Here is a 24,693-nt window from a genome sequence, read left to right as displayed (position 1 = left end):
ATGGATAAGGTGAAAAATCTGAGAATACGTGACCTTATATGAGCTCTGTACCCGCGCCGCGTGAATATTTTCTTGACTCTATCCGCGCATGGCTGATGTTGTTAGGGATTCCCTTTCATATCTCGTTGATCTATTCCACTCACAGTTGGCATGTCAATAGCGCCGCGCCATCGTGGTGGCTAACCCTGTTTAACGATTTTATCCACGCTTTTCGAATGCAGGTGTTTTTTGTTATTTCCGGTTATTTTTCGTACATGCTATTTTTGCGTTACCCGTTAAAACGTTGGTGGAAAGTACGAGTAGAACGTGTGGGTATCCCCATGCTTACCGCGATCCCTTTGCTTACCTTGCCGCAATTTATCATGTTGCAATTTGTCAAAGGAAAAACAGAGAACTGGCATATGCTCTCTGCCTATGAAAAATACAATACGCTAGCGTGGGAGCTCATTTCACATCTATGGTTTTTACTGGTACTGGTGATATTAACCACAGTCAGTATCGGAATTTTTACCTGGTTCCAAAAAAGGCAGAAAACAAGCAAACCTCGTCCCGCCGCTATTTCACTGGCCAAACTTTCGCTTATTTTTTTCCTGCTGGGGATGGCTTACGCCGCTATCAGGCGCATTATTTTCATCGTATATCCGGCAATCCTCAGTGACGGCATGTTCAATTTTGTTGTGATGCAAACGCTATTTTATGCGCCTTTTTTTATTCTCGGCGCGTTAGCCTTCATTCACCCCGAGTTGAAAGCGCGCTTCACCACGCCCTCACGCGGATGCACTTTAGGCGCTGCCGTTGCGTTTATCGCGTATCTGCTGAATCAACGTTATGGGAGCGGCGACGCCTGGATGTACGAAACCGAATCCGTGATTACGATGGTAATGGGGCTGTGGATGGTGAACGTAGTATTTTCACTGGGGCATCGCTTGTTAAACTTCCAGTCCGCGCGTGTCACCTATTTCGTTAATGCTTCGCTGTTTATCTATCTGGTGCATCACCCCTTAACGCTTTTCTTTGGCGCCTATATTACACCGCTTATCTCTTCCAACCTGATCGGTTTTTTATGCGGGCTAATATTTGTCATTGGTATTGCGTTAATTCTGTACGAAATTCATTTACGCATACCGCTCCTGAAATTTCTCTTTTCAGGTAAACCGCCGGTAAAACGAGAAAATCGCGCCGCGATCGGGTAGTTTTCCGCGCGCGGGTTCAAAGCAGCCATTCAACAGGCAAAATTGCCGCCAACCGAACCAGAACTCGCTGCCAGAAACGCGTAGCGGGTTCTTTCTTTAACACCTTTTCCTCTTCTTGCTGACGATCGATCCAGTTAATTCGGCCCCAGCGATCCAGTCGCAGTTGCCAGGCCGCATCGCGTTGGCTCTGCGTGAAGCGCTTATGGATGAGCGTCGCCAGCGTTTCACTTTCAATCACAAAGCCCATTTCGGTATTTAAAAGCGTTGAACGGGGATCAAAATTAAGCGACCCGATAAACACCTTACTACCATCAATACTGAACGTTTTAGCATGTAAGCTGGAACCTGAGTTCCCGGTGAGTCCGCGATCATGTACGGCGGTTTCATGTTCGCGGGTCGGTTTTAGTTCGTAGAGCTCCACGCCATAGCGCAGTAATTTCTTTCGCCAGCGCGCGTACCCTGCGTGAACGACCGCCACATCGTTGGCCGCCAGAGAGTTAGTTAAGATGGCGATCTTCACGCCCTTCCTGACCAGATTAAGCAACTGCGCCACGCCTGCGCGCGTAGGGACAAAGTAAGCGGAAATAATGTCGATACGCTCCGTCGGCGACCCCATCACGTCAAATAATCGCTGCGGAAGAAGCGAATGGCGCTGCGCCTTCCCCTCGCCTTTAGAAGGGTCATCGCTAAGTAAGCGTGTTTTTGCCCAAATCAGCGGCAATGTTCCGCGATCGAGATCCGCCATAAACTGGCTGGTTTCCAGCTTATGCAGATAGCGGCGGGTGATCTCATCGTTATACCAAGAGTCGGGAAGTTCGATACGCTGCGTCAGTTCCTGCTCAGAAAGGGATAACACTTGCTGCAATGTTGACACTGAACTACAGCGCCAGTACCTTTCAAAATCATTGGCGACATCGTTGACCACAGGACCAATCGCCATCACGTCCAGATCGGAAAATAGCGGCTCCTCGCCAGCGCCGAAATAAGCATCGCCGATGTTACGCCCGCCGACCAGCGTCACAACGCCGTCGGCAGTGTAACTTTTATTGTGCATTCGCCGATTAAGCCGCGCAAAATCCGTCAAATACCCCAGTGCGCGTAGCGTACGAAAAGAGAAAGGATTAAACAGACGAACTTCGATGTTGGGATGGCTGTCCAACAACCGCAACGTATCATCCAGACCGGGGGTGTTGTTATCATCCAGCAACAAACGAACATGAACGCCGCGTTTCGCCGCCGACAGCAGCACCGCAAAGAGCAGCCGCCCGGACATATCGTCTTCCCAGATATAATACTGGACGTCCAGCGTCCGCTCCGCCATTTCGGTCAGACGGTAGCGAGCGGCAAAAGCGTCCAGACTGTTATCCAGAGCGAGAATGCCGCACTCGCCGGGATGACGCGCGCATAACGGTTCAACGGCACGCTGCAGGCGTGTTTTATCAGGCGGGGTCGTCGCCTTGCTGAGTAAGTAATCGTGCGTAAAGCCGGGCAGTTTCTTCATCATAACAGACAAAGTATACCTGTTCAGGCAGAGCGTAACGGGTAATAAAATCTGAAACCGTCCTGACGGCGATTTCAGCGGCCTGGGCGCGTGGATAACCATAAACGCCACAACTGATTGCCGGAAAAGCGATAGAACGGTAGCGATTCGCCTCGGCAAGCAGCAAACAATTCCGGTATGCCTCTTCGAGTAACTCGGCCTCCTGGTGCTCGCCGCCTCGCCAGACGGGCCCCACTGTATGAATAACCGCCTTTGCAGAAAGCTTGCCAGCAGGCGTGATAACAGCATGTCCTGTCGGACATTCACCCTGTTGCCGGCGGATTTTTTTACAGGCGTCCAGCAATGCCGGGCCTGCAGCGCGATGAATAGCGCCGTCTACGCCGCCGCCTCCCATTAATGACGCGTTAGCGGCATTCACAATCGCATCGACGCTAAGTTGAGTAATATCACCCTGTATGACCTGAAGACGTGATGTCATAATCCCCCCTTTGTCTCACCTTATCTGCAAAGTGTACAGCAGGGGTTTAAACATAAACGCTTTTTTTAATACCGGCAGGCTATACCTATATCGCAGCCGTTAACGGTATTCAATATTCATAACGGCCAGGTTTTTTTGCGCATTGAGATAATGAAGCCGTACTGTCGCAATGGACTGAATATCCCGCGGTAATGCAGGGGTCTGCCGAAGGTCAATCCTGTGCACATGCTTTTTACCTTCACGTAAACAGGTTAAGTCAATATTTTCGCCGTGAGTATAAATATCGCACAGTGGCTCAACAATAGCGCCGCGAAAGTGAATAACGCCGCCCTGTACCGTTTGTTGCCCCATCGCAGAATGGATAAAAAAAGCGCAGATGCACAGGCTTACTCCAGGGATATTTTTCTTTGTTACGACCATGTTAACTCCTCAATAATTAATCATCCTCAAGGGGGTGGCGTTACCCTTTAGCATCATGCCGGGACGATGAAATGCTTTTGTCGCCTCTTTATACATAGGCCAGCCAATCTATTTTCGCCAATATCAAAAAACTATCGTGCAGAAGACGGCCATTGTTGTGATAAATGCAGCGATTGTCCGTTCGAAACAGTGAGAATAATTTTAACCGAGTCCTCTGAAGATATATTTACACTAAGGCGGGACAACTCAATCGGTTGATTAGCGGGTAACGATAGCGTTTGTTTTTGCTGTGTATGGCTTTGCCCCCCGGTCCCGTTACGCACAGAGAGAATTTGTACCTGACAGACGCAGGGCTCACTTAGTATTACCTGAGGGATCACCGTGTAAATATCGCCTTGCTGGGTCGTGATAAAAGTAATCTGATTTGAAAGTGCGGCAAGGAGCAATAAGGTATGCATAATTTCCTCCCGAAAAAAACAGGGCTTACGCCCTGTTTTTATTAGCGCAGACGCTAAATTAATACTGGTGAGCCGTGGCGTTGTTGCCAAAGCCAACCTGACGTACCATTACGTCGGAGTCAGATGCGGTCTGATTAAGCAGCGCGGCGTTATTACCGCCGTACTGGCTGACAGTGATATCAGAGTTTTTAGCGTTCCACTGGTCGATGGTGGCGTTGTTTCTGAAACCATTCTGCGTCAGTTCAATGGTACTATTATCTGCTCCCTGGCCTACATCAGCGCCGTTGCCATAACCGCTTTGGCTAATGGTCGTTTCAGATTTACGGACATCGCTTTGCAGAGCAAGCGCAGCGTTAGCAGAGCCGTACTGATAGATGCTCAATGTGGAGTCCGGGCCGGAACTATTGCCGCCGCCCCATTGTGGAACTACACCTGCTAGAGCACTGCCAGAAACCACGATTGCTGCGAATGCTGCCACTTTTAAAAGTTTCATGGTACCCCCATCGGATTGATTTAAAAGTCGTCAAGGTATTAGCGTTGAGTTACGCGAATAGCCATATGCGACTGTTTCTGCACTACAACAGCTGTTTTCTGCGTACCATGTTGGGTAATATTGGCTTTATTTCCAGAACCTTTCTGGATAATAGCCGCACTATAACCGTAAGCGCTTTGCGATATACTGGCATCGTTGGCATTGCCCGTTCGTTCAATATATGCAAAGTTATCATTCCCTGCCTGGTCGACTCTCGCCCGGTTATTTCTCCCTTCTTGTGAAATAACGGACAATAGCTTTGAACCGTCCTGGCGTACGCTGGCACTATTATCCGCGCCGACCTGGCCAATAATAGCTGCCTGATTAAATGAAGTCTTACTTAATTCATTTACCGCAAAATTATATTCTGAGCGAGCCAGATCATAATTTGTTGCGATTGCAATCCCTGGCGCCCCCAGTATTGTCAACATTATAAATAATAATTTGTTTTTCATGCTGTCTCCCTGGACCTGGTCGTATATAGCAAAAATTATTTATTGCACTACAAATTGTTATCGGTATGCGTTTTTTGCTAACGCATCGCCACGATAAAGAGTATGCCCGTGGAAACATTTTTAATAACTCACACACGAGTGGTATTTTGTTATTTAAGCTTATACCAAAGTGCTAATAAAACGATATTTACGTGATTATTTACCATTAATTTCTGTCCACAGAAGCTAGCTTGTCGCGAAGCAAAAAATGAGGTGCTGTTGTGCGTTACATCGCCATGAAAGTGTTCTTACGCTTTCCCATGAGGGAAATACGTACAAGACGTGACACAATTCGTTTTTTCGTTTTTATTGTCCTGGTTAATGCGGCATCTCAAAATTTAAGAAAAAAAAGCAAGGACATGGTTTAAAACAATAAAAATCATTTAAATCAATAAATTATTATAATTCGTATGATTTTTTAAATTTATGCAATAACAGCAAAGTGTACAACTTTACTATCTAATCTAAACTTCAATAAAACTCAAAACAACATCTCAATATATATTTTTACATTTTATTATATATTTAACAGTTGCTTTAAGATTTGTAATGACTAGATTGAAAACAGTTAAAAGTATTTTCTCTTCTTGATGATGGGCTATTTCAACCCACAGCAGTGCAACATCTGCCAGTACTTCTGTAGCCTTTATTTTATGGGGCAACTGTCAGATGTGCGATTAAAAAAAGTGGAGTTTAATCATGTTTAATGAAGTCCATAGTAGTCATGGTCATACTCTATTATGATCACAAAGCCATCTCTGCAAGCCACGGCATTATTGCAACATTTAAAACAATCGCTGACCTTAACCGGAAAACTGCATAATATTCAACGTACTCTGGAAGATATCTCTGCTGGTTGCATTGTTTTAATGGATATGATGGAAGCGGATAAGAAGCTTATCCACTATTGGCAGGATAATTTGAGACAAAAAACAATAACATAAAAACATTATTGTTAAATACCTCTGACGATTATCCCTACCGCGAAATTGAAAACTGGCCTCATATTAACGGCGTGTTTACGCCGCCGAAGACCATGAACACTTCATCACCGGATTACAGGGTATCCTATGGGGTGAAGGCTATTTTTCACAATAATTAGCCAGTTACCTGATTACACATTCTGGAAATTACCGCCACACAAGTGCCGAGTCAATGTTACTGACCCATCGCGAAAAAGAGATCCTCAACAAGTTACGTATTGGCGCGTCTAATAATGAAATCGTCAGATCGCTATTTATTAACGAGAATACGGTTAAGACACATCTTTATAATCTTTTCAAAAAGATAGCTGTCAAGAATCGTACTCAGGCAGTTTCATGGGCAAACGATAATCTCAGGCGATAAGGCCATGAAACGCTATCTGACCTGGATTGTAGCAGCAGAGTTACTGTTCGCTACCGGACACCTGTATGCCAATAACGTTGAGGTTCCCGGATTGTTAACCGACCATACCGTCTCTTCGGTAGGGCATGATTTCTATCGTGCATTCAGCGACAAATGGGAAAGCGAATATACCGGTAATCTGACCATAAATGAAAGACCCAGCGCGCGTTGGGGAAACTGGATCACCATAACGGTAAATCAGGACGTTATTTTCCAGACCTTTTTATTTCCAATGAAAAGAGACTTCGAGAAAACCGTGGTCTTCGCATTAGCGAAAACAGAGGAAGCATTAAATCGCCGACAAATAGATCAAACACTATTAAGTACGAGTGATTTAGCGCGTGATGAATTCTAAAACATGATTTTTATCCGGAGGCTGTCATGCGTGTTAAACATGCAGTAGTTCTGCTCATGCTTTTTTCGCCATTAACCTGGGCCGGAAATATGACGTTCCAGTTCCGTAATCCTAACTTTGGCGGTAATCCCAACAACGCGTCCTTTTTATTGAATAGCGCCAAGGCACAAAATTCATATAAAGATCCAATTATGACGGCGATTTTGGTATCGAAGCGCCCTCAGCGTTGGATAACTTTACGCAGGCTATTCAATCACAAATTCTGGGCGGCCTGTTAACCAATATTAATACCGGAAAACCAGGACGTATGGTGACCAACGATTTTACTATCGATATCGCGAATCGCGACGGACAGCTCCAGCTCAATGTCACGGACAGAAAAACGGGAAGAACCTCGACTATCGAAGTGTCAGGTTTACAAACTCAGTCAACCGATTTTTAAGGTACCAGTCACTAAAGGATATAAAGCATGCCGCGCTTACTTATTTTGGTTGTCGTTTTATTGTTGAGCTGATGCTTAACTGCTCCGCCGAAAAAAGCGGCTAAACCGACATTAATGCTCCGCGCACAAAGTTACAAAGATTTGACGCACTTACCTGTACCGTCCGGTAAGATTTTTGTTTCGGTATATAACATTCAGGATGAAACGGGCCAATTTAAACCTTACCCGGCAAGTAACTTTTCCACGACTGTGCCGCAAAGCGCAACAGCTATGTTGGTTACCGCGCTGAAAGATTCGCGCTGATTTATCCCACTGGAACGACAGGGCTTACAGAATCTTTTGAATGAACGAAAAATCATTCGCGCAGCTCAGTAAAACGGCACCGTGGCGATGAATAATCGTATTCCGCTTCAGTCGCTGACGGCGGCAAATATCATGGTGGGAGGCTCTATTATTGGTTATGAAAGCAACGTCAAATCCAGCGGGGTTGGCGCGAGATATTTCGGTATCGGCTGGATCAGATTGCTGTCAACCTGCGCGTGGTTAACGTCAGCACGGGAGAGATCCTTTCTTCTGTGAATACCAGTAAAACCATCCTTTCCTATGAAGTACAGGCAGGCGTGTTCCGTTTTATTGATTACCAGCGCTTACTGGAAAGCGAAATTGGCTACACCTCGAACGAACCGGTGATGCTGTGTCTAATGTCAGCCATTGAAACCGGCGTTATCTTCCTCATTAACGATGGTATCGATCGCGGACTGTGGGATTTGCAGAATAAAGCGGACAGGCAAAATGATATTCTGGTGAAATACCGTGAGCTGTCAGTGCCGCCAGAATCCTGATGAATACGAAAAAGCGTGGGGAAGAACCCCTCGCTTTTTTATTTTGTGACCGCCGTATGCGCTGAATGTTGCTCGCGACGTGATGCCAGCCATAGCCCACTATTTTTCATGGCATAGCCAAAGATTAGCCCCAGCGCCAGCGACGGTAACACCAACCGCCAGTCACCCTGTCCTGCAAATGTCGCACAGGCGCCGATAAATGTTCCCGGTACAAAAGAAAGCAATAGATGCTTTGCCTGGATACACATCAGGAATGCCACGATCCCCGTCAACACGTAACTGACAATTTCCAGATGCGGCGCCAGCGCGCTGCCGTGAATAATGACCAGCGCCCACACCATACCGCTTAACAGCGTACAGGCGGAAATCAACAATCCCTTAAAGCCGCCCTGCGGACAGGCGAAATAAGCCGTACAGCCTAAAAAACCGGCCCAGCTTAGCAAGCTCAGGGAGACGGCCACCCATCCCCATATTCCAGAAAGGATGCCCGTCGTGATAGCAATAGAAAGAAGTATGTTCATGGTGCGCATCATAGCAGAAAAGCGCCAAATTAATGAGATCGCGCACACATTTTATGCAATTTAATAAAACGAGTTACAGTTAAAGGTGATTAAAATCACATTATTCTTCATCTTCTTCCTGAAGTTCATCCCACATGGCCCCTATCGCATCACGCGTTAGTGGCGCCAGGGTGCGCCAGAATGGCGTAACGGCATGAGCTTCAACTTTACCAAGGAAGGTATTGCACCAGGGAAGCAAATAATCGGCAAATAAGGTTTCCAGCGCTTCACTTTCATCTTCGGCAGACTGATCTTCCAGCCAGGAGGCAGCGAGCAATAAAGTGCCAATGTGATCGGCAGGCGTATCGCCCAGCGGCATCCCTCGCGACGTTAAAAAAGCGCGCACCTCAGACTCTTCCGCGCCTTCGATCCACGCGCTGCGGTATGGCGGTACCGCGCACTCTCCCCCGACAAATAACGCGTTGTAATCGGTGGAAATCTGCGTGATATCACAGCTTTTCTGTAAACGCGCCAGCATGTCATCCTGCTCCAGCGGCCAGTTTGCCGCCAGCTTACCTTCGCGGATTAATGTAAACAGCGGAACCAGTAAAGGATCCTGTGGTTGGCGGTAATACAACGATCCCAGCGCACGGCACAGGATTGAAAACTCATTCATTGATATCTTCCCGTAAATAACGATTAAAGTTCGGCAAATTCCGGTACAGGCGCCATACCGCACGATTCGAGAAAGCTCAGTAAGCGCTGCGGCGAGACGTTCAGGATTCGATCTTCCGGGAAGTCCACCGCATCCAGAATTTTCCGACACTCGGTAAAATCGCCAAGCGTAAAGGCCGTATGGGAATCAGATCCTAACGCGACCCAACCTCCCGCATCGCGCACGGCGGCAGCGACTGCGCGGCAATTATCCTCGCTTCCTTTACGCGAGTGCAGAAAAGAAGAGTTGTTGATTTCCAGCGCTACATGATGCTTCGCCGCTGCCTGCGCAACGGCCTTAACCTCCACGGGATACTTTGGATTTCCCGGATGGCTAATAATATGCACCTTGCCGCTGGCGATTGTCGCGATCATCGCCTGGGTATTGGTTTCTTTATCATGCGGCGCAAAAACGGGCTCATGAAAGCCGGCGATAATCAGATCCAGCGAATCGAACATCTTTCCGGAACAATCAATTTCACCGTTAATATTCTTGATATTCGCCTCGATGCCACGCAATATCCCCACGCCGTCAACCAAACGCGGCCAGATACGCATGTTAATAAAATGCCAGTGATGCGGCGCATCTTCCATGTCCGGACCATGATCGGTAATCGCAAAAAGTTTAATGCCTTTGCGTTTGGCTTCTGCGATATAATCGCTCAGCGTACTGTAGGCATGAGTGCTGGCGACGGTATGCATATGCAGGTCAACGGGATACATTGCTCTCTCCTGTAGTCATTTCCGACAAGAATAGCAGGTATCGCCAGCCTTTTTTAGTGAAACCCGGCCCGCGCCGGGTTGATGTCAATACCCTCTCGCCCGATCTACTTGCCCTGTCACCGGCTCCCCCCTCTCCAGTTGGTTAATGGTGCGGGAAATATACTCGATGGCCTCCGCCGGACGGGTTACTGCCGCAATATGCGGCGTCATGGCGACTCGCGAGTGGCGCCATAATGGGCTTTCCTGCGGCAACGGCTCCTGGCTAAAGACATCCAACATCGCGCCTTTTAGCTTGCCGCTCTCAAGCGCGGCAAGCAGATCCGCCTCATTAACATGAACGCCGCGCGCAAGATTCAGCACGTAAGCGCCATCCGGCAATTTGTTCAGCAATTCTCTATTGATAATTCCCACCGTTTGGGCCGTATTCGGCAGCAGATTAATCAGCACACGGGTCTGGTTCAGGAAGGCGTCCAGTTCTTCACGCCCCGCATAACTTTCCACGCCAGGCCAGGATTTGCGGCTACGACTCCAGCAGCGTAGCGGAAATCCCCATGCCTGTAGACTTTCTGCCACTTTTGAGCCCAGTATCCCTGCGCCCATAATACCGACGCTAAATTCCTCGCGAGTATATTCCGGTAACGGTTTCCATATCGCCTGATTTTTCAACGCCTGATAATCATCGAAACGACGGAACCAGTGTAATACCTGGCTAACGGCATATTCCTGCATTTGCAGGCCCATTCCGGTATCTTCCAGACGGAATAGAGGAATGGAGGCGTCCAGCATTTCCGGATGCGTATTTAGTTCACTCAGAATTGAATCTACCCCTGCCCCCAGTGCAAAAACAGCTTTTAGCCGTCTTCCGGCCAGCATTTCAACCGGAGGCTGCCACACAAGCGCATAGTCTGCGGGGTTATTATCACCAGCTTTCCATTCACGAACACGCACATGTGGGAGGGCCTTCTCCAGCGCATTCACCCACCAGGCGGCGTTAAATGTCGGGTGATAAAAAATTATCTCCATGTTGTCTCCTGAGCAATATTGTGCAGAATATGATTGCGCCTATTATCAGCGTTTTCAACGGGATGTTCAGCATAGCAAATTTCCCGGCGCGGGCAAAAAAAGCAGTTTTCGCTTATTAAAGCCACAGATTGGTGGAAGTTTGTATAAACGCGCTTTTTTTTAAAAAAGTTGATTGACGTAGAAAGGATATTTCCCTACATTAGCGCCCGTTCCAGCAATGCTGGAGCGACAATTTGGTGAGGTGTCCGAGTGGCTGAAGGAGCACGCCTGGAAAGTGTGTATACGGCAACGTATCGGGGGTTCGAATCCCCCCCTCACCGCCATATTCAAGAAAGAGCTCGTACGAAAGTACGGGCTTTTTGCTTATATGTATCCCCCAAACCAAGGGGGGATGAGAACCACCGACCGGGGTTCGACAACTGGCGCAGCCAGTTGGACAGACGACGAGCCTGCGAGGAGACTGCCCGCAGGGCGAGCGCAGCGAGTCAATCCCCCCTCACCGCCATCTTCAAAGAAGAGCTCGTATGAAAGTACGGGCTTTTTTTTCGCATTACGCCACCGACTATTGCCGGATGGTGCCGCAGGAGCCTCATCCGGCACTACCGTGCAACCAGACCTGATAAGCGCAACGTCATCAAACAATAACACCACCATCCGGGCTTATATTTTTTAGCCAAGAATTTCAGAGAGTTTAACTTTGCGCCCCTCGTTTGAGGAAAGCGTCGCAGCATCAGCGGTAGCAATAGCATTTGTCGCCGCTTCTCCCGTTAGCAATTTAGCAAACTCCTCGCCAGGCTCCAGACCGTTTATCACATCATGCAAGTACTGCATCTCCAGTTTCATAATTGATGAGAGCCACATCGGAGTACGTTTACCGGGTTTTCCATAAGCAATTGCGCCATCCATTTCACTGGATATGTTACCGTTGCGACGATCATCATCCTCCGCCTGGCTTTCATGTACAAGAAAGTGTGTTTTCTTGCCCGCTTTTATTAGGTAACCAGCCGTGTTTTGCATATCTATGAGAATCGCGCCTGTCGTTCCCTCAATTAACACATAGTGCTCAGGGTAGTGGAACGATGATCCCCACTGAAGTGTCGCGAAACGGCCGCTTTCAAACTCAAGGGTGATCAGAACAACGTCATCTTCATCGCCAAATTTTTCGCCTTTGTGCGCAACGTTCCCCGCCGCCATTGAAACCAGAGAGGGGGTCTCATCCATGATGAACAAAGTACAATCTAGCTCGTGAATGTGATGGTACAGATGCCCGCCTGACTTTGCGCGAATCTTCTTCCATGAGATCTCATCCTGCACATCTTCAAAACCATTACGTTTAGTGTGAACTTGTGTAACTTCACCAATTTCACCGGCTTTGATGAGCGCTTTAGCGTGACGGACCCCGTTGAAAAAGTTCATAACGTGACCCGCCATAAAAGTCACACCGGCCTCTTTGCAGGTATCAACCATTTCCTTACAGTCCTGGTAATTTAAAGCGATAGGTTTTTCACAAAACACGTGTTTACCCGCTTTGGCTGCCGCAATGACCGGCGCTTTATGTAAGTAATTTGGTGAAGCAATGATTACGCAATCCACATCAGGATGGGTACAAAGCGCCTCCATCGTTACTGTGGCTACGCAGTTAAGCTCTTTCGCTATCGGAGCTGCATTCGCCGGATCATAAATTGCGGTGATTTGCGCCCCTTCAACCTTAGACATAAATCGCGCCAGTTCAGCGCCAAAATAGCCCGTACCTACAACACCGTATTTCGTCATCATTTATCCTCAATTAAAGTTCTTTTGTTGACAGGAATCTTTCACGACGTGCTTTTAGTTTGTCCGGAATAGATAAGCCAATAATGAGCAGAATTGTTGCGGTCCAGAAAGCAACAATGAACGTTAACGCAGCCCCCAACCCCATTGTTATTCCAAGCCAGGTCGCAGCCATAGAATTGAATGTGCCAGATGTCGCAGCAAGATTGTAAATCAGCCCGGTCCCCAGACCGCGAACCTCAAGAGGGAAGTAATCGTAGAGAAATTTAGGAACCAGTCCGCCAACGCCCACGTTAGTCGCCATTAAGCCGAATAAACATGCTCCCAGCAGTAAATAATTATCTTGCGGAATTCTGAATAACGGGAAAATAAATAAAAAGGACATCAGAAGGCCAATACTAAACGTTTTCTTCAAACCAATTCTATCGGCGCATAATCCCCAAACGATATTTCCCAGTACAGTGCCGAATGCCGCCGCGGTCATTAAATTAGAGACTACTCCCGTATCAAAACCCTCTCCCGCCAAATAAGTAGGCAGCAGACCAAATATCGGCCAGTTTGCACCAAAAATAGAAAACAGAACAATAAACACACAGAGTGTCAGTGGGAACTGAGCACGATTAAAGAGCCCTTTCATTGACCAAGAGAAAACTAACCAGGCGCTTTGTGAATGCTTTCCGGGGCTACTGAGTTTGGCCTCTTCCCATTCCTTAGATTCAGGTGCCCTGGCCCGGATGTAAATCACTAAAAGAACAGGTAGTAAACCGACAAAAAAAGCAGCACGCCAACCATACGCTTCGGCAAATGACGGCATAAAGTAGGCTGCTAAGATATTACCAATACCGAAACCTGAAACCAGAAATGCGCTTGCTTTAGATTTTAAATGCTTTGGCCAACTTTCCACGGCATATGTAGAAGCGCAAGCATACTCTCCCGCCATCCCCATACCGACAATGAAGCGGCTAAGCGTCAGCATAATTACGCCAGTAGCCAGGCCACTTAGCCCTGTTCCAACGGAATAAGCTACTATCGACCACATCATTAACGGCTTACGACCAAATTTATCTGCCAGCAGACCAAATAACGCGCCTCCAAATGGTCGCCCAATAAAAGCCGCCGTGGCAAGAAATGCGCCCTCCATATCTGTCAATCCTAAGTCAACCTTGATCAGATACATAATGTAGAAGATCAGCATAAAGTCGAAGCCATCAAAAACGTAACCCAGCCATGCTGAAAATAAAGCATTTTTTTGTGGGCGTGTTATCTCGCTATACCACGGGAAGAATTTTGCTATCACAATAAAACCCTTATTTGCTGTTACCGTTTAAAATGCTTACGGAATTACTTTTTAAGTCATGGTCATTACTGAATAAGGCGCTATCAACCGGTACTTTCCGACGACCACCTGATATCGTGATTATATAAGGCATATCTTCATTGTTTGTTATCCTTATTTGTAGCTACGTCAAAAACGGGAATACTCAACACAATGTCTAACGTTCTGTAACGTAGCCACGGGTTATAGGATTATCGTCATTGATACTAAACAAAGATTAGCACAGTGACTATTTAACCTTCATCAGAAGTGGTATTGTAATCCAACGCGATAACGAGTTTGTCTCTCATCGCTATTATTTCTCACCGCTACATTTCCAACTTCAACGTATGGTGTAAACGACTTATTCAGTTTCCAGGCTAGAGCCACATTATGTTCATAGTTTGTTTTCTTATTATCAAATTTAATTTGATCACTATCCATCCAGGTAAAGTCATATTCTAACTTTAACTCATCAAAAACATATCCTATATAAGCATCAAATCTATTCGTTTTTTCGTCATCATTGTAGTTAGCTGTTTTCCTTGCATAGTCATAACGATAACGACCAGCCATATAAACACCCGAATCAAAGTTATATTGCATTCTTAAATAAGGTTTATAAATTGAAGTATCCGGACCACTTTCAAATATAAACCCAGGTTGCAAAACAACATGATCCGTAACTTTATAATTATAACTTACGCCCAGTTCTATGGCATTTGCAACGAGATCGCTTAAATGCTTATCCTGCTCACCGTCTACTCCCCCAGATTTAACACTGGCATCAACATAAAAACCAATTCCGTTAGGAAGCTTTTCAATTATAGCAATACGGTCTTTATTAATTCTTATTCTATCAGCATATTCATGTCGGTAATCAAGAGTTGCCGCCTGTAAATATGATGAAAAGGCTATAAAAGAAGCCATACCCAGAAGATATCTGTTGATTTTCATAAAACACTCCAATTATCAATTAACTTTATTTTTGTATTTAAACGATTATTCTATTAATAATTTACCATCATGCATGGCAAAGGATATTACAGATGAAACAGGTTTCCCTTTAGCATTTTCACCACCTATAAGGAAAATCTCATCACCATAACTTACTGATACACCATAGCCGAGAGGTTGTTTCATTTTACCCACATATTGCCAATGGCCATTAATTAAACCATAGACTTCATCTCGCCATTTTTTATTTATTCCTTCGTGAGCATAAAATTTTCCATCGGTATAGTTTTGTTTTGCTCCCGGAAAATTCGCGCCGCCACCAACAAGCAGAACACCCTGGCTGTATCCAGAAAATGCTCCGGCCAAACCTTCCTGATGTTGTTCCCCAGGCGATGGCGGTAACTGACTGTTCTTCAACCACGTTAGTTTATCGTTATCCCAAATGGCACGGTAAATTACATCGGTACGTAAACCTGGTTTAAGCTCGCCATTGATCAACGTCAGAGAATTATTTTCCATCGCCGATGACGATCCCGCCGTCCCCGCTCCAGGTAGCTCACCAGCATTTTCCCATGTATTTTCTTTAGCGTTATAGATGAATACGATTTTATTAAAAAAATAATCTTTAGACGGTTTATTGAAATAATTATAAATAACTCTATTTTTTTCACTATCGTCGCCAGCCGCAGCCGCTATATCAATAAAATACTTATCAAAGATATGCTCATTAACTCCTCCGGTAATGAGCGCCATCGTTTCGTTTAATTTTACTCCCGTATGTCCTGTCAACCCAACTGGAGATATAGTATTAACTTTCTGCCATGTGTTTTTTGCTGGTGTGTATTTGTACACATCGCTATAAACCTGCAATGGTGCTTCATTGCTTTCTTTTCCTACACCACCAAAAACATATAACTCACCATTTAAAAATACCGACACTGATTGTTCGCGAGCTCCGCCAGGAAACGACTTTATACGCTCCCAGTTTTTATGTTGCTTTTTAAGATCAATTTTATACCAGGATGTCCCTGCGGAACCTAAGCCGACATAAATCACGCCATTATTATCAATAGCACCTGTACCATTTTTCAGTGGTTCTGGAATATCAGGAAGCGTCGTTGCATACCCTGAGGTGGTGATAGCAACTGATAAACATAGCGCCATTAGCGTCATCATTTTCTTAGAATTTTTCATCTGCATCCCCATGCGAAGAAATACTATTGGAGTAAAGCTTCATCATTAGTGATCTTATGGTGCATAATTTCAATAACGATAATTACAAAATGTGACCAAGCGCTAAAAATAATTACATGAGGTTATCATCTACGAGATAAATGCACACATTGGCGGCGTTAGAAGTGATTATGGGTGATCAGCCATCACCAATTCCTTCGCTATGATTTTCTGAATAAATACCGCAACAATAATGTGATGCATTTCATACTGGCTATCCCGTAACGTATAGGCTCCTTCTGAGTACTTTATCTTTAGTAGGAAGCAGTTAATAAATAATCCAGCATACTACTGTCACGGTTAGTTGTATTGTTCCTGGGGCTTCAGTCCATAACCCTAAATCCACTGGCGCTGTGATTAAATGACAAACGTACCTTATGACTGTGTTCACATTTTTCTATTTTCTTGCTTGATGCAGCCATACTCCACGCCATAACATAAAACGGAGCAAAACTTCATAAAGTGTAAGGCGGAACTGAATGTCACTATTAGCCAGGCTGGAACAAAGTGTACGCGAAAACGGTGGGCTGATTGTCTCATGCCAACCGGTACCTGGCAGCCCTATGGATAAACCTGAAATCGTGGCTGCAATGACACAGGCTGCGGCTTCGGCGGGCGCTGTCGCTGTGCGCGTTGAAGGTATTGAGAACCTGCAGGCCGTTCGTCCCCATCTTTTTGTTCCTGTTATCGGGATAATCAAACGTGACCTTACAGAGTCGCCAGTACGTATCACTCCATATTTACAGGACGTTGACGCTCTTGCGCAGGCAGGCGCCGATATTATTGCTTTTGATGCCTCATTTCGTTCTCGCCCGGTTGATATTGATAGTTTATTGTCACGTATTCGCCTGCATGGATTACTGGCGATGGCAGACTGTTCAACCGTGAGCGAAGGAGTAGATTGCCATCAGAAAGGAGTCGAATTCATTGGTACAACGCTGTCGGGCTATACCGGCCCCGCCACGCCTGTTGAGCCTGATTTGGCAATGGTGAGACAACTGAGCCATGCCGGCTGTCGCGTTATTGCCGAGGGGCGCTATAACGCTCCTGCTTTGGCGGCCAATGCTATTAAGCATGGCGCCTGGGCAGTTACCGTCGGTTCCGCTATTACCCGTATCGAGCATATTTGTCAGTGGTTCAGTCACGCAGTAAAACGCTGATCAGAGAAAATAAATGAACATGCTTACTATTGATATTCATGCCTCAACGAATAACCCGACGTTAATACTGCTCTCGGCAAATACGCTATCTCAGTGTGAAGCCTACTTGAAAACAATATCGCATATCCGTTATTTCTGGTATCCGGCAGAACGAGCGTCCGGGCATCACCGTTGGCGAAAAAACAGTACTGCGCCTTTTACATCCCATGATGAGCGTCATTGGGTTTAACAGAAACTATTACTTGATCTGAATATCGTGTCGTCTGAATGATGGAAAGACAAAAATACACAGACGATGACCACAACTCTACTCAAAACTATAAGCAGGAAAGAACTATGATCACGCATTCTTTCGGCATCGTTAACTATCTTGTATTATTTGGCTATCTCCTGGCCATGATGTTAGTCGGTGTCTATTTTTCCAGACGGCAAAAAACAGCAGACGATTATTTTCGCGGTGGTGGCCGGGTTCCTGGCTGGGCGGCTGGAGTCAGTGTATTTGCCACTACGTTAAGCTCAATTACATTTATGTCGATACCTGCCAAAGCGTTTACTTCCGACTGGACGTTTATCATCGGTCAGTATCTGGCTATCGCCATTTTACCGCTGGTATTTTATTTCTATATTCCATTTTTTCGGAAATTGAAAGTCACATCAGCCTATGAATATCTTGAAGCACGGTTTGATGTGCGTTGCCGTCTGTTCGCCAGCATGTCATTTATGTTGTTTCATATTGGACGTATCGCCATTATCACTTTCCTGACCGTTTTAGCATTGCGCCCGTTCATCGCTATAGACCCGGTGATTCTGGTACTGTTGATTAGCGTGATGTGTATCATTTATACCTGGATGGGCGGAATTGAAGGGGTAATATGGACTGATGTCATTCAAGGTCTCTTACTTTCTGGCAGCGCAATACTGATTTTTATTGTGATTTGTCTCAAAGTACAGGGCGGCATTGGTGAAATTTTTACGGTGGCGCAACAGGCAGATAAATTCTTTCCGGCTACACAGTTCCACTGGAGCTGGACGGAAAGCACAGTACCAGTATTAATGATAGGTTTTCTGTTCGCCAATATCCAGCAATTTACTGCCAGTCAGGATGTGGTTCAGCGCTATATCGTGACTGACTCCATAGAAGAAACAAAGAAAACATTACTTACAAATGCCAAACTGGTTGCCGTGATCCCTGTTTTCTTTTTTGCTATCGGCTCGGCGCTATTTGTCTACTATCAGCAACATCCACAGTTATTACCGGCGGGATTCAACACTGGCGGCATTTTACCCTTATTCGTCGTCACTGAAATGCCAGTCGGCATTGCAGGGTTGATAATCGCCGCTATTTTCGCTGCTGCGCAATCCAGTATCTCCAGCAGCTTAAACAGCATTTCCAGTTGTTTTAATTCCGATATCTATCAGCGCCTGAGTCATAAAAAAAGAACGCCAGAAAACCGTATGAAAATAGCTAAATTAGTTATTCTGGTCGCGGGCCTGATAAGTAGCGCGGCCTCGGTATGGCTGGTCATGGCTGATGAGTCAGAAATCTGGGATGCATTTAATAGTTTGATAGGCCTGATGGGAGGGCCAATGACTGGTCTGTTCATGCTGGGTATTTTCTTTAAGCGAGCAAATGCCGGGAGCGCGGTTTTGGGAATTATTATTAGCGTCATTACCGTGCTGGGCGCACGTTATGCCACAGATCTTAACTTCTTCTTTTATGGGGTGATTGGCTCGCTAAGTGTGGTGATCAGCGGCGTTATCTTCGCCCCGTTATTTGCCTCAGCCCCGCCATTGGTTCTGGATGAAAAACCTTCACCAAAGGTGACATTATGAGTTCAGATGATACCACGCTACACCGACACAGCACACGGTGACGACGACGCCCGGGGCGGCAATACCGGGCCAAGTATAAGCTATCAGTCAGATGACGCTCTATAAACACCGTAAGCGCAAATAAATTACTCTCCAGTGATGTTCTGTCATCAGTTGGCAACGCGATGTAAATATTCCCCCTCCTTTACTTACATCGCGCTTTTTTTCATGCCGCAGACTTGATAGGCTCTGCACTGTTCGATATTGCAGGCTTTTTGCCGTAATCAGCCCTCAAGAGCAGGAACTATATGGAGTCTCAACCCCCACGTCTTAAACCCGGAAAAATTCTTGACACTCTGGGCGCCATGCAAAAAAGCCTGACACGCGCCTCCCAGCGGATTGCGCATTTTATCTTAGCCTTTCCCAGGCAGGTGACCCAGTTATCTATTGCAGATTTGTCGCGCGAAACACAGGCCGGAGAAGCCACTGTTATTCGCTTTTGTCGCACCCTGGGTTATAAAGGCTTTCAGGACTTTAAAATGGACCTGGCCATTGAACTTGCCACCACCGAGTTTGATGACAGTAGTCCCCTGCTGGATGCCGCAGTCAGTGAATCCGATGATGCCCACGCCATTGGTTTAAAACTGCAGAACACTATTAGTAATGTATTATCTGAAACACTAAATCTGCTTGACATGCAACAGGTTCTTGGTGTCGTGGACGCCCTACGTCACTGTCACTCGGTTTATATATTTGGTGTGGGCTCATCGGGGATCACAGCGCTGGATATGAAACACAAGCTGATGCGTATTGGTTTGCGGGGCGATGCGGTAAGCAATAACCATTTTATGTATATGCAGGCTACGCTATTAAAAGCAGGAGATGTCGCGATCGGCGTCAGTCACTCAGGTACTTCGCCAGAAACGGTGCATTCACTCAGGTTGGCCAGGCTGGCTGGCGCCACCACAGTCGCCATTACCCATAATCTGGGTTCTCCATTATGTGAAGAGGCTGATTTTTGCCTGATCAATGGTAATCGGCAAGGAATGTTACAGGGTGACTCGATCGGTACGAAAGCCGCACAGCTTTTCGTCTTTGATCTGCTCTATACCCTTCTTGTACAGTCCTCGCCAGAACAGGCGCGAGAGAGTAAATTACGGACAATGAATGCTCTGGATATGACAAAATAATTCCATTCTCGTACCGGCGTCATTACGCTTTTTGTCCCCAGACCTGGCAGGACATTCTATAGACAACAAAGCCCGGTCTCCCAGGCTCTGAAAGTCAACGTTATATTAGCTGTATGCGTGAAGCGTTCGCTGACAAAGCGCCGAGCGCACACAGTCGTCTTTGTTGAATCGCACTATCCCTACCATCTCATCTTCGTTAAAGCGAGCTAAGGCATCGCTTAAACCTGACTGAACATGTGCCGGCAAATCGCACTGGGTGATATCACCATTTACAATAACCGTTACGTTTTCTCCCAATCGCGTCAAAAACATTTTCATTTGCGCCGCAGTCACATTTTGCGCCTCGTCGAGGATCACGACCGCATTTTCAAAAGTACGCCCTCGCATATAGGCGAACGGCGCAATTTCTACCTTACCGATCTCCGGACGCAAGCAATATTGCATAAAGGAAGCGCCCAGCCGTTTAAGCAGTACGTCATAGACAGGACGAAAATAAGGCGCGAATTTTTCAGCAATATCACCGGGCAAAAAACCGAGATCTTCATCAGCCTGTAATACCGGACGCGTCACAATGATCCTCTCAACATCCTTATGAATCAATGCTTCCGCCGCCTTTGCCGCACTAATCCATGTTTTTCCGCATCCGGCTTCGCCGGTCGCAAAAATAAGCTGTTTACTGTCGATAGCATTCAGATAATGCGCCTGGGCCTCATTTCGCGCCTTAATCGGCGAGGTATCGCGACTATCGCGCGCCATGCCAATAGCTTCTACTCCGCCCATCTGTACCAGTGACGTGACTGATTCTTCTTCACGTTGCTTGTGACTACGCGAATCTCGTCTCAATACACGCTTTGCTTCACGACGTGCTTTTATCACTGCTTTTTGTCTTCCCATGGATGGCACCTTGAGTTGTAGGTATACATCACCCGCGTTCTGTTGAACGCGATTATGCGCACACACATCTGAGGGTTGGCTTCCTTGTAAGCCTTAGCTTGCTTTTTGAAACGACGCCACGCACGGCTACGCGCACCAAACATGACGTCATGGATACGGGGAGTAACGGAAAAGATGAGAGATTTTACGATGGCAAGATGATCGCCGGAGAGAGAACGTCCGTATAGAGTGTTGTAACTACTGCAAACAATGTGTCCAGTTGCAGACATTACCATTCGCGATCTCCATAGTGAGTTGCCATCACTGCCGGGGAACTACCGCTGTTACTACTAAGTACAACACAAATCATCAAAATTGCAACAACATCATTACCAAAAACAAACAAAAATTTCATTGCGTCACCGCCAGCCTCTTACAGAAAGATTACACGACCATTTCATAGGCAGAACACTAAAAAATATAATAATCAGACTCTTGGTATTAATTCCGAAAATACCCACAACATATTGAATATGCTATATGCCTAAGGTTCAAATGGAATAATTAACGTGCCCTGCTATATTGTCACTAAAATTGCATTTATTGAGCAAAGCTTTGTGCAGGCACATTTACGCTAGGGGCGCTGAATCGTTTTAATTTTTGTCATTATGATATAGCGTTAAGGCTGTTAGTACCGTTAACAGGAGATTTCATATGTGGCCAGTTGGTGATTACTCGGGGCGTATTGTCCCCACAGCATCAGAAGCATTCCCCGCAGCAAATACAAGCTATTATACCTTATGGCAAATTTGGGCTAGTGAAGCAGTTGTTGGAGCTGGGGAACAACGAGATATAGCGGTTGAAAGATTATGTGCCTGCCTTTGCAATAAGGAGAGTATGCTTGATTTAGCGGGACTTAACTTGCGTACCTTACCTGTATTGCCTGAGTGTGTTTCAACGCTGAATGTCAGCAATAATCATTTATCTGCCTTGCCAAATCTCCCCGAAGGATTAACAGATCTTAATTGCGCTGGCAATACATTGACTTCACTTTCCGCGCTCCCCCCGTCGTTGCAACTACTTGATTGTTCACAAAACAGTTTACCCGAACTACAAAACTTACCTCCTTCACTAACGGCGCTTAATTGTTCAATAAATAAATTGAAGGATCTTCCTTATTTACCTTATACGCTTAAATCATTAGATTGTTCTGGTAATGCTATTATTGCACTTCCAGAATTACCAGACAGTTTAGAAATGCTCGATTGTTCAGGAAACTTACTCGAAATCCTACCAGATCTTCCCACTTCATTACAATCACTTAATTGTTCTGTAAATAAATTAATAGGCTTTCCATTTATGCCTTTTTCACTGAGAACACTCAATTGCTCATACAATGAATTAACCGGTCTCCCCCCATTTCCTGATTCACTCATAAATCTCGATATCTCCTATAATGAATTTAAGTCTCTACCACAACTCCCTCCTTCATTGGCTACATTTATATGTACAGGCAATCCACTTTATGAACTTCCGGCATTACCTTCTTCATTGCAAATACTTACCTGCGCCAGCACGTCACTAACAGCACTCCCGCCGCTGCCATCTACACTGCAAGAACTTTATTGCCAGAATAATGATATTATCTTACTGCCTGAGTTGCCTGCTTCATTAACCGATTTGAATTGCTCAAATAATTATGTGGTGAGAATGCCTGCGCTACCTGACTCGCTCATTTCTCTTGATTGCTCATACAATCGTTTAGAAACGCTTGCTGTCTTACCCCATTCACTTCAATTGATGATTGTCATTCACAATCGATTAATAGTTCTTCCTCAATTACCTGAATCGCTGAGATTTCTCAACTGTTCGAGCAATAGGCTTACCGCACTCCCAGCTTTGCCTGATGCGTTAGATAGTCTTTATTGCCACACCAACGAACTGGAAATACTTCCTACTTTGCCAAACGGCCTGCAAGAGCTTGGCTACAATGGTAATCCTCTGGCAACGTTACCCGTATTGCCAGCCTCACTCATAAACCTGAATAACGATCCATTTGCCGGAGGCGCTACTGCGCCTCTTCAGCTCATTCAAAGTATTGAATATTGGTTTCCGTTATCGCAGCGCGCTGAAATGCTCACTCGTTTTGAGAGTATAGCCAGCGAAGAGAATGCCGACATATTCAGCGGTTTTCTTAACAGGCTTCGACATCGTTACAGAGAACCACAGTATGAAGGTTTCAGATCCCAGGTTAAGGAGTGCCTTATCCGACTGGTTGACAATCCTGAATTGAGAGAAAGATTATTTATGTGTGCCTATGAATCAACCCAAACCTGTGACGATCGCATTTCTCTCACATGGAATATGATGCGGGTCGCTGAAATGGTTTTTACCGTAGAACAAGAGGGTCATGAGGGCAATCTCCCGGAAATGGTCGATATAGCTCGTCAAGTATTTCGAATAGAGATGTTGACGGATATTGCCACTAGAAAAATCCAGCAGCTCCAGAGAGTACACAATACATTCGATGAAGATTTAGAGGTAATGTTAGGCCTACAAACCCAACTGCGCGACACGCTTTGCTTAACGCATGTCGCCCCAGACATGTATTTCTTCCGTTTTTCTCAACTTACTGAAATAGATGTAAAAACCGCAGAGCGTCAGGTGCGAATAGCGGAAAACAGGCAGTTTGAATCATGGCTCAACAATTGGGAACCGTGGCAAATGTTGCTAAAACGTATCGATCCACTGTGGTATGAAAAGGCTATGGATGAAAAATACGCTTTTGTTAATGGCCCGGATTTCCAAAACCGACTGGACGAAAAATTCCAGTTACATCAGGTTCCTCCTGAGATCCGTGATGATACCAGCCATATTTTAGGGAAGATCGTTATCGCAGAAAAGACACAAGAAATTTTTGCAAATCAGACACGTAAAATTTTGGAAGCGAAGGAGCAATCATCATTGTTGGAACCAACATGGACCGAATAAAAAGATACTCCAATACCTCAGCAAGAAAAAGCAGATAGTTAGCTAATCTAATACAGTCCCTATAAGATGTCACTGGCATCGATATATCAACGATATTGATGCCATTAGCAGGAGAGTTATTATGCTGCCAATGAATAATTCCGGGCGTATTCCGATAGTGACACCAGAAATACTGCCGGCTACAGGTAAAGACTATCCTGCTATTGACCCTGGCCCAAATTCAGTACAGTGCTAAATCAGAGATCTTCGTCTTTCCGGAGACTTCGGATAAATTCAGCCGGAGTCATGTCATTTAATGATGAATGCGTTCTCTCATGATTGTATTCCCTGC

General features: G+C 45.8%; 21 protein-coding genes, 1 tRNA gene, 1 other RNA gene and 3 pseudogenes. 11 read left to right on the top strand and 15 right to left on the bottom strand.

The genetic code is table 11. The features are described from left to right. The first annotated feature begins 38 nt into the window (after positions 1–38). The gene (mdoC, locus tag F4V61_RS00140; RefSeq protein ID WP_038396192.1) at positions 39–1,193 is read left to right on the top strand and encodes a glucans biosynthesis protein MdoC; all 1,155 of its coding nucleotides are present in this window, start codon (positions 39–41) and stop codon (positions 1,191–1,193) included. 16 nt (positions 1,194–1,209) lie between these two features. On the opposite strand, the gene F4V61_RS00135 is transcribed toward mdoC, so the two are convergent. From F4V61_RS00135 to csgB, 6 genes are all read right to left on the bottom strand, one after another. Further along, positions 1,210–2,697 carry a phospholipase D family protein gene (locus tag F4V61_RS00135; protein ID WP_080161059.1) on the bottom strand — a complete coding sequence of 496 codons (1,488 nt, stop codon included), beginning with the start codon at positions 2,695–2,697 and terminating at the stop codon, positions 1,210–1,212. Continuing rightward, positions 2,633–3,172, bottom strand: coding sequence for an O-acetyl-ADP-ribose deacetylase (ymdB, locus tag F4V61_RS00130; protein ID WP_000203937.1), 540 nt, complete (start codon positions 3,170–3,172; stop codon positions 2,633–2,635). Before ymdB ends, F4V61_RS00135 begins: the two co-directional genes overlap by 65 nt. Before the next feature lie 99 nt (positions 3,173–3,271). Continuing rightward, positions 3,272–3,592: a hypothetical protein gene (locus F4V61_RS00125; protein WP_000261820.1), complete on the bottom strand. Its 321-nt coding sequence runs from the start codon at positions 3,590–3,592 to the stop codon at positions 3,272–3,274. 131 nt (positions 3,593–3,723) lie between these two features. Continuing rightward, positions 3,724–4,050: a curli assembly chaperone CsgC gene (csgC, locus tag F4V61_RS00120; protein ID WP_058345799.1), complete on the bottom strand. Its 327-nt coding sequence runs from the start codon at positions 4,048–4,050 to the stop codon at positions 3,724–3,726. Between the two features lie 58 nt (positions 4,051–4,108). Continuing rightward, positions 4,109–4,543: a curli major subunit CsgA gene (gene csgA / locus F4V61_RS00115; protein ID WP_079799207.1), complete on the bottom strand. Its 435-nt coding sequence runs from the start codon at positions 4,541–4,543 to the stop codon at positions 4,109–4,111. A gap of 38 nt (positions 4,544–4,581) precedes the next feature. Continuing rightward, complete coding sequence (csgB, locus tag F4V61_RS00110; protein ID WP_079799208.1) at positions 4,582–5,037, bottom strand: curli minor subunit CsgB; 456 nt, start codon at positions 5,035–5,037, stop codon at positions 4,582–4,584. A 738-nt stretch (positions 5,038–5,775) separates the two neighbouring features. Between csgB and csgD the strand changes: the two are divergent. From csgD to csgG, 4 genes and pseudogenes are all read left to right on the top strand, one after another. After that, positions 5,776–6,423: pseudogene (gene csgD, locus F4V61_RS00105) on the top strand (biofilm master transcriptional regulator CsgD). A gap of 4 nt (positions 6,424–6,427) precedes the next feature. Next, positions 6,428–6,817 (top strand): curli production assembly/transport protein CsgE, encoded by a 390-nt coding sequence (csgE, locus tag F4V61_RS00100; protein ID WP_079827559.1) that lies wholly within the window; start codon positions 6,428–6,430, stop codon positions 6,815–6,817. A 26-nt stretch (positions 6,818–6,843) separates the two neighbouring features. Then, positions 6,844–7,259: pseudogene (csgF, locus tag F4V61_RS00095) on the top strand (curli production assembly/transport protein CsgF). Between the two features lie 27 nt (positions 7,260–7,286). After that, positions 7,287–8,101, top strand: a pseudogene (gene csgG / locus F4V61_RS00090) (curli production assembly/transport protein CsgG). 38 nt (positions 8,102–8,139) lie between these two features. Here csgG and F4V61_RS00085 read toward each other — a convergent pair. The 4 genes from F4V61_RS00085 to ghrA form a co-directional block, all read right to left on the bottom strand. Further along, positions 8,140–8,622: a DUF1097 domain-containing protein gene (locus F4V61_RS00085; RefSeq protein WP_052043299.1), complete on the bottom strand. Its 483-nt coding sequence runs from the start codon at positions 8,620–8,622 to the stop codon at positions 8,140–8,142. Between the two features lie 100 nt (positions 8,623–8,722). Beyond that, a complete protein-coding gene (locus F4V61_RS00080; protein ID WP_038396201.1) occupies positions 8,723–9,277 on the bottom strand; it encodes a TorD/DmsD family molecular chaperone in 555 nt (184 codons plus the stop codon). A gap of 23 nt (positions 9,278–9,300) precedes the next feature. Next, on the bottom strand, positions 9,301–10,038 hold the full coding sequence (locus tag F4V61_RS00075) for a phosphatase (RefSeq protein ID WP_058819388.1): 738 nt from the start codon (positions 10,036–10,038) through the stop codon (positions 9,301–9,303). Between the two features lie 84 nt (positions 10,039–10,122). Beyond that, positions 10,123–11,061 (bottom strand): glyoxylate/hydroxypyruvate reductase GhrA, encoded by a 939-nt coding sequence (gene ghrA, locus F4V61_RS00070; RefSeq protein ID WP_038396203.1) that lies wholly within the window; start codon positions 11,059–11,061, stop codon positions 10,123–10,125. A gap of 235 nt (positions 11,062–11,296) precedes the next feature. Between ghrA and F4V61_RS00060 the strand changes: the two genes are divergently transcribed. Further along, positions 11,297–11,384 (top strand) — tRNA-Ser (locus F4V61_RS00060). 48 nt (positions 11,385–11,432) lie between these two features. Beyond that, a non-coding RNA gene (locus F4V61_RS00055) (RtT sRNA) lies at positions 11,433–11,566 on the top strand. A gap of 164 nt (positions 11,567–11,730) precedes the next feature. Here the strand turns inward: F4V61_RS00055 and F4V61_RS00050 are convergent. From F4V61_RS00050 to F4V61_RS00035, 4 genes are all read right to left on the bottom strand, one after another. Then, positions 11,731–12,837, bottom strand: coding sequence for a Gfo/Idh/MocA family protein (locus F4V61_RS00050; protein ID WP_012210277.1), 1,107 nt, complete (start codon positions 12,835–12,837; stop codon positions 11,731–11,733). Between the two features lie 10 nt (positions 12,838–12,847). Further along, entirely contained in the window at positions 12,848–14,128 is a 1,281-nt protein-coding gene (locus F4V61_RS00045) for an MFS transporter (RefSeq protein WP_038396204.1), read from the bottom strand. A gap of 282 nt (positions 14,129–14,410) precedes the next feature. Next, entirely contained in the window at positions 14,411–15,103 is a 693-nt protein-coding gene (locus F4V61_RS00040) for an oligogalacturonate-specific porin KdgM family protein (protein ID WP_080161328.1), read from the bottom strand. 45 nt (positions 15,104–15,148) lie between these two features. After that, complete coding sequence (locus F4V61_RS00035) at positions 15,149–16,309, bottom strand: N-acetylneuraminate epimerase (protein WP_058345492.1); 1,161 nt, start codon at positions 16,307–16,309, stop codon at positions 15,149–15,151. Between the two features lie 506 nt (positions 16,310–16,815). Here F4V61_RS00035 and F4V61_RS00030 point away from each other — a divergent pair. The 3 genes from F4V61_RS00030 to F4V61_RS00020 all read left to right on the top strand — a co-directional run bounded on the left by F4V61_RS00030 (position 16,816) and on the right by F4V61_RS00020 (position 20,498). Then, the gene (locus tag F4V61_RS00030) at positions 16,816–17,496 is read left to right on the top strand and encodes an N-acetylmannosamine-6-phosphate 2-epimerase (RefSeq protein WP_000054245.1); all 681 of its coding nucleotides are present in this window, start codon (positions 16,816–16,818) and stop codon (positions 17,494–17,496) included. A 336-nt stretch (positions 17,497–17,832) separates the two neighbouring features. After that, entirely contained in the window at positions 17,833–19,329 is a 1,497-nt protein-coding gene (locus F4V61_RS00025; RefSeq protein ID WP_038396206.1) for a sodium:solute symporter, read from the top strand. Between the two features lie 287 nt (positions 19,330–19,616). Next, positions 19,617–20,498 (top strand): MurR/RpiR family transcriptional regulator, encoded by an 882-nt coding sequence (locus tag F4V61_RS00020; RefSeq protein WP_038396207.1) that lies wholly within the window; start codon positions 19,617–19,619, stop codon positions 20,496–20,498. A 105-nt stretch (positions 20,499–20,603) separates the two neighbouring features. Here the strand turns inward: F4V61_RS00020 and phoH are convergent, their stop codons facing one another. Then, complete coding sequence (gene phoH / locus F4V61_RS00015; protein ID WP_000533520.1) at positions 20,604–21,392, bottom strand: phosphate starvation-inducible protein PhoH; 789 nt, start codon at positions 21,390–21,392, stop codon at positions 20,604–20,606. A gap of 693 nt (positions 21,393–22,085) precedes the next feature. On the opposite strand from phoH, the gene F4V61_RS22185 reads away from it, so the two are divergent. Then, on the top strand, positions 22,086–24,362 hold the full coding sequence (locus tag F4V61_RS22185; RefSeq protein ID WP_232081966.1) for an NEL-type E3 ubiquitin ligase domain-containing protein: 2,277 nt from the start codon (positions 22,086–22,088) through the stop codon (positions 24,360–24,362). Positions 24,363–24,693: the final 331 nt, after the last annotated feature.

Origin of the sequence: Salmonella enterica subsp. arizonae (assembly GCF_008692845.1) — a bacterium.
Classification (GTDB): Bacteria; Pseudomonadota; Gammaproteobacteria; order Enterobacterales; family Enterobacteriaceae; genus Salmonella; species Salmonella arizonae.
This window is presented reverse-complemented; position numbering and strand designations above follow the sequence as displayed.

Excerpts from the sequence above, each read along its gene's own strand:
- mdoC (WP_038396192.1), top strand. The coding sequence starts at position 39 with ATGAGCTCTGTACCCGCGCCGCGTGAATATTTTCTTGACTCTATCCGC.
- F4V61_RS00135 (WP_080161059.1), bottom strand. The coding sequence starts at position 2,697 with ATGATGAAGAAACTGCCCGGCTTTACGCACGATTACTTACTCAGCAAG.
- ymdB (WP_000203937.1), bottom strand. The coding sequence starts at position 3,172 with ATGACATCACGTCTTCAGGTCATACAGGGTGATATTACTCAACTTAGC.
- F4V61_RS00125 (WP_000261820.1), bottom strand. The coding sequence starts at position 3,592 with ATGGTCGTAACAAAGAAAAATATCCCTGGAGTAAGCCTGTGCATCTGC.
- csgC (WP_058345799.1), bottom strand. The coding sequence starts at position 4,050 with ATGCATACCTTATTGCTCCTTGCCGCACTTTCAAATCAGATTACTTTT.
- csgA (WP_079799207.1), bottom strand. The coding sequence starts at position 4,543 with ATGAAACTTTTAAAAGTGGCAGCATTCGCAGCAATCGTGGTTTCTGGC.
- csgB (WP_079799208.1), bottom strand. The coding sequence starts at position 5,037 with ATGAAAAACAAATTATTATTTATAATGTTGACAATACTGGGGGCGCCA.
- csgE (WP_079827559.1), top strand. The coding sequence starts at position 6,428 with ATGAAACGCTATCTGACCTGGATTGTAGCAGCAGAGTTACTGTTCGCT.
- F4V61_RS00085 (WP_052043299.1), bottom strand. The coding sequence starts at position 8,622 with ATGAACATACTTCTTTCTATTGCTATCACGACGGGCATCCTTTCTGGA.
- F4V61_RS00080 (WP_038396201.1), bottom strand. The coding sequence starts at position 9,277 with ATGAATGAGTTTTCAATCCTGTGCCGTGCGCTGGGATCGTTGTATTAC.
- F4V61_RS00075 (WP_058819388.1), bottom strand. The coding sequence starts at position 10,038 with ATGTATCCCGTTGACCTGCATATGCATACCGTCGCCAGCACTCATGCC.
- ghrA (WP_038396203.1), bottom strand. The coding sequence starts at position 11,061 with ATGGAGATAATTTTTTATCACCCGACATTTAACGCCGCCTGGTGGGTG.
- F4V61_RS00050 (WP_012210277.1), bottom strand. The coding sequence starts at position 12,837 with ATGATGACGAAATACGGTGTTGTAGGTACGGGCTATTTTGGCGCTGAA.
- F4V61_RS00040 (WP_080161328.1), bottom strand. The coding sequence starts at position 15,103 with ATGAAAATCAACAGATATCTTCTGGGTATGGCTTCTTTTATAGCCTTT.
- F4V61_RS00035 (WP_058345492.1), bottom strand. The coding sequence starts at position 16,309 with ATGGGGATGCAGATGAAAAATTCTAAGAAAATGATGACGCTAATGGCG.
- F4V61_RS00030 (WP_000054245.1), top strand. The coding sequence starts at position 16,816 with ATGTCACTATTAGCCAGGCTGGAACAAAGTGTACGCGAAAACGGTGGG.
- F4V61_RS00025 (WP_038396206.1), top strand. The coding sequence starts at position 17,833 with ATGATCACGCATTCTTTCGGCATCGTTAACTATCTTGTATTATTTGGC.
- F4V61_RS00020 (WP_038396207.1), top strand. The coding sequence starts at position 19,617 with ATGGAGTCTCAACCCCCACGTCTTAAACCCGGAAAAATTCTTGACACT.
- phoH (WP_000533520.1), bottom strand. The coding sequence starts at position 21,392 with ATGGGAAGACAAAAAGCAGTGATAAAAGCACGTCGTGAAGCAAAGCGT.
- F4V61_RS22185 (WP_232081966.1), top strand. The coding sequence starts at position 22,086 with ATGTGGCCAGTTGGTGATTACTCGGGGCGTATTGTCCCCACAGCATCA.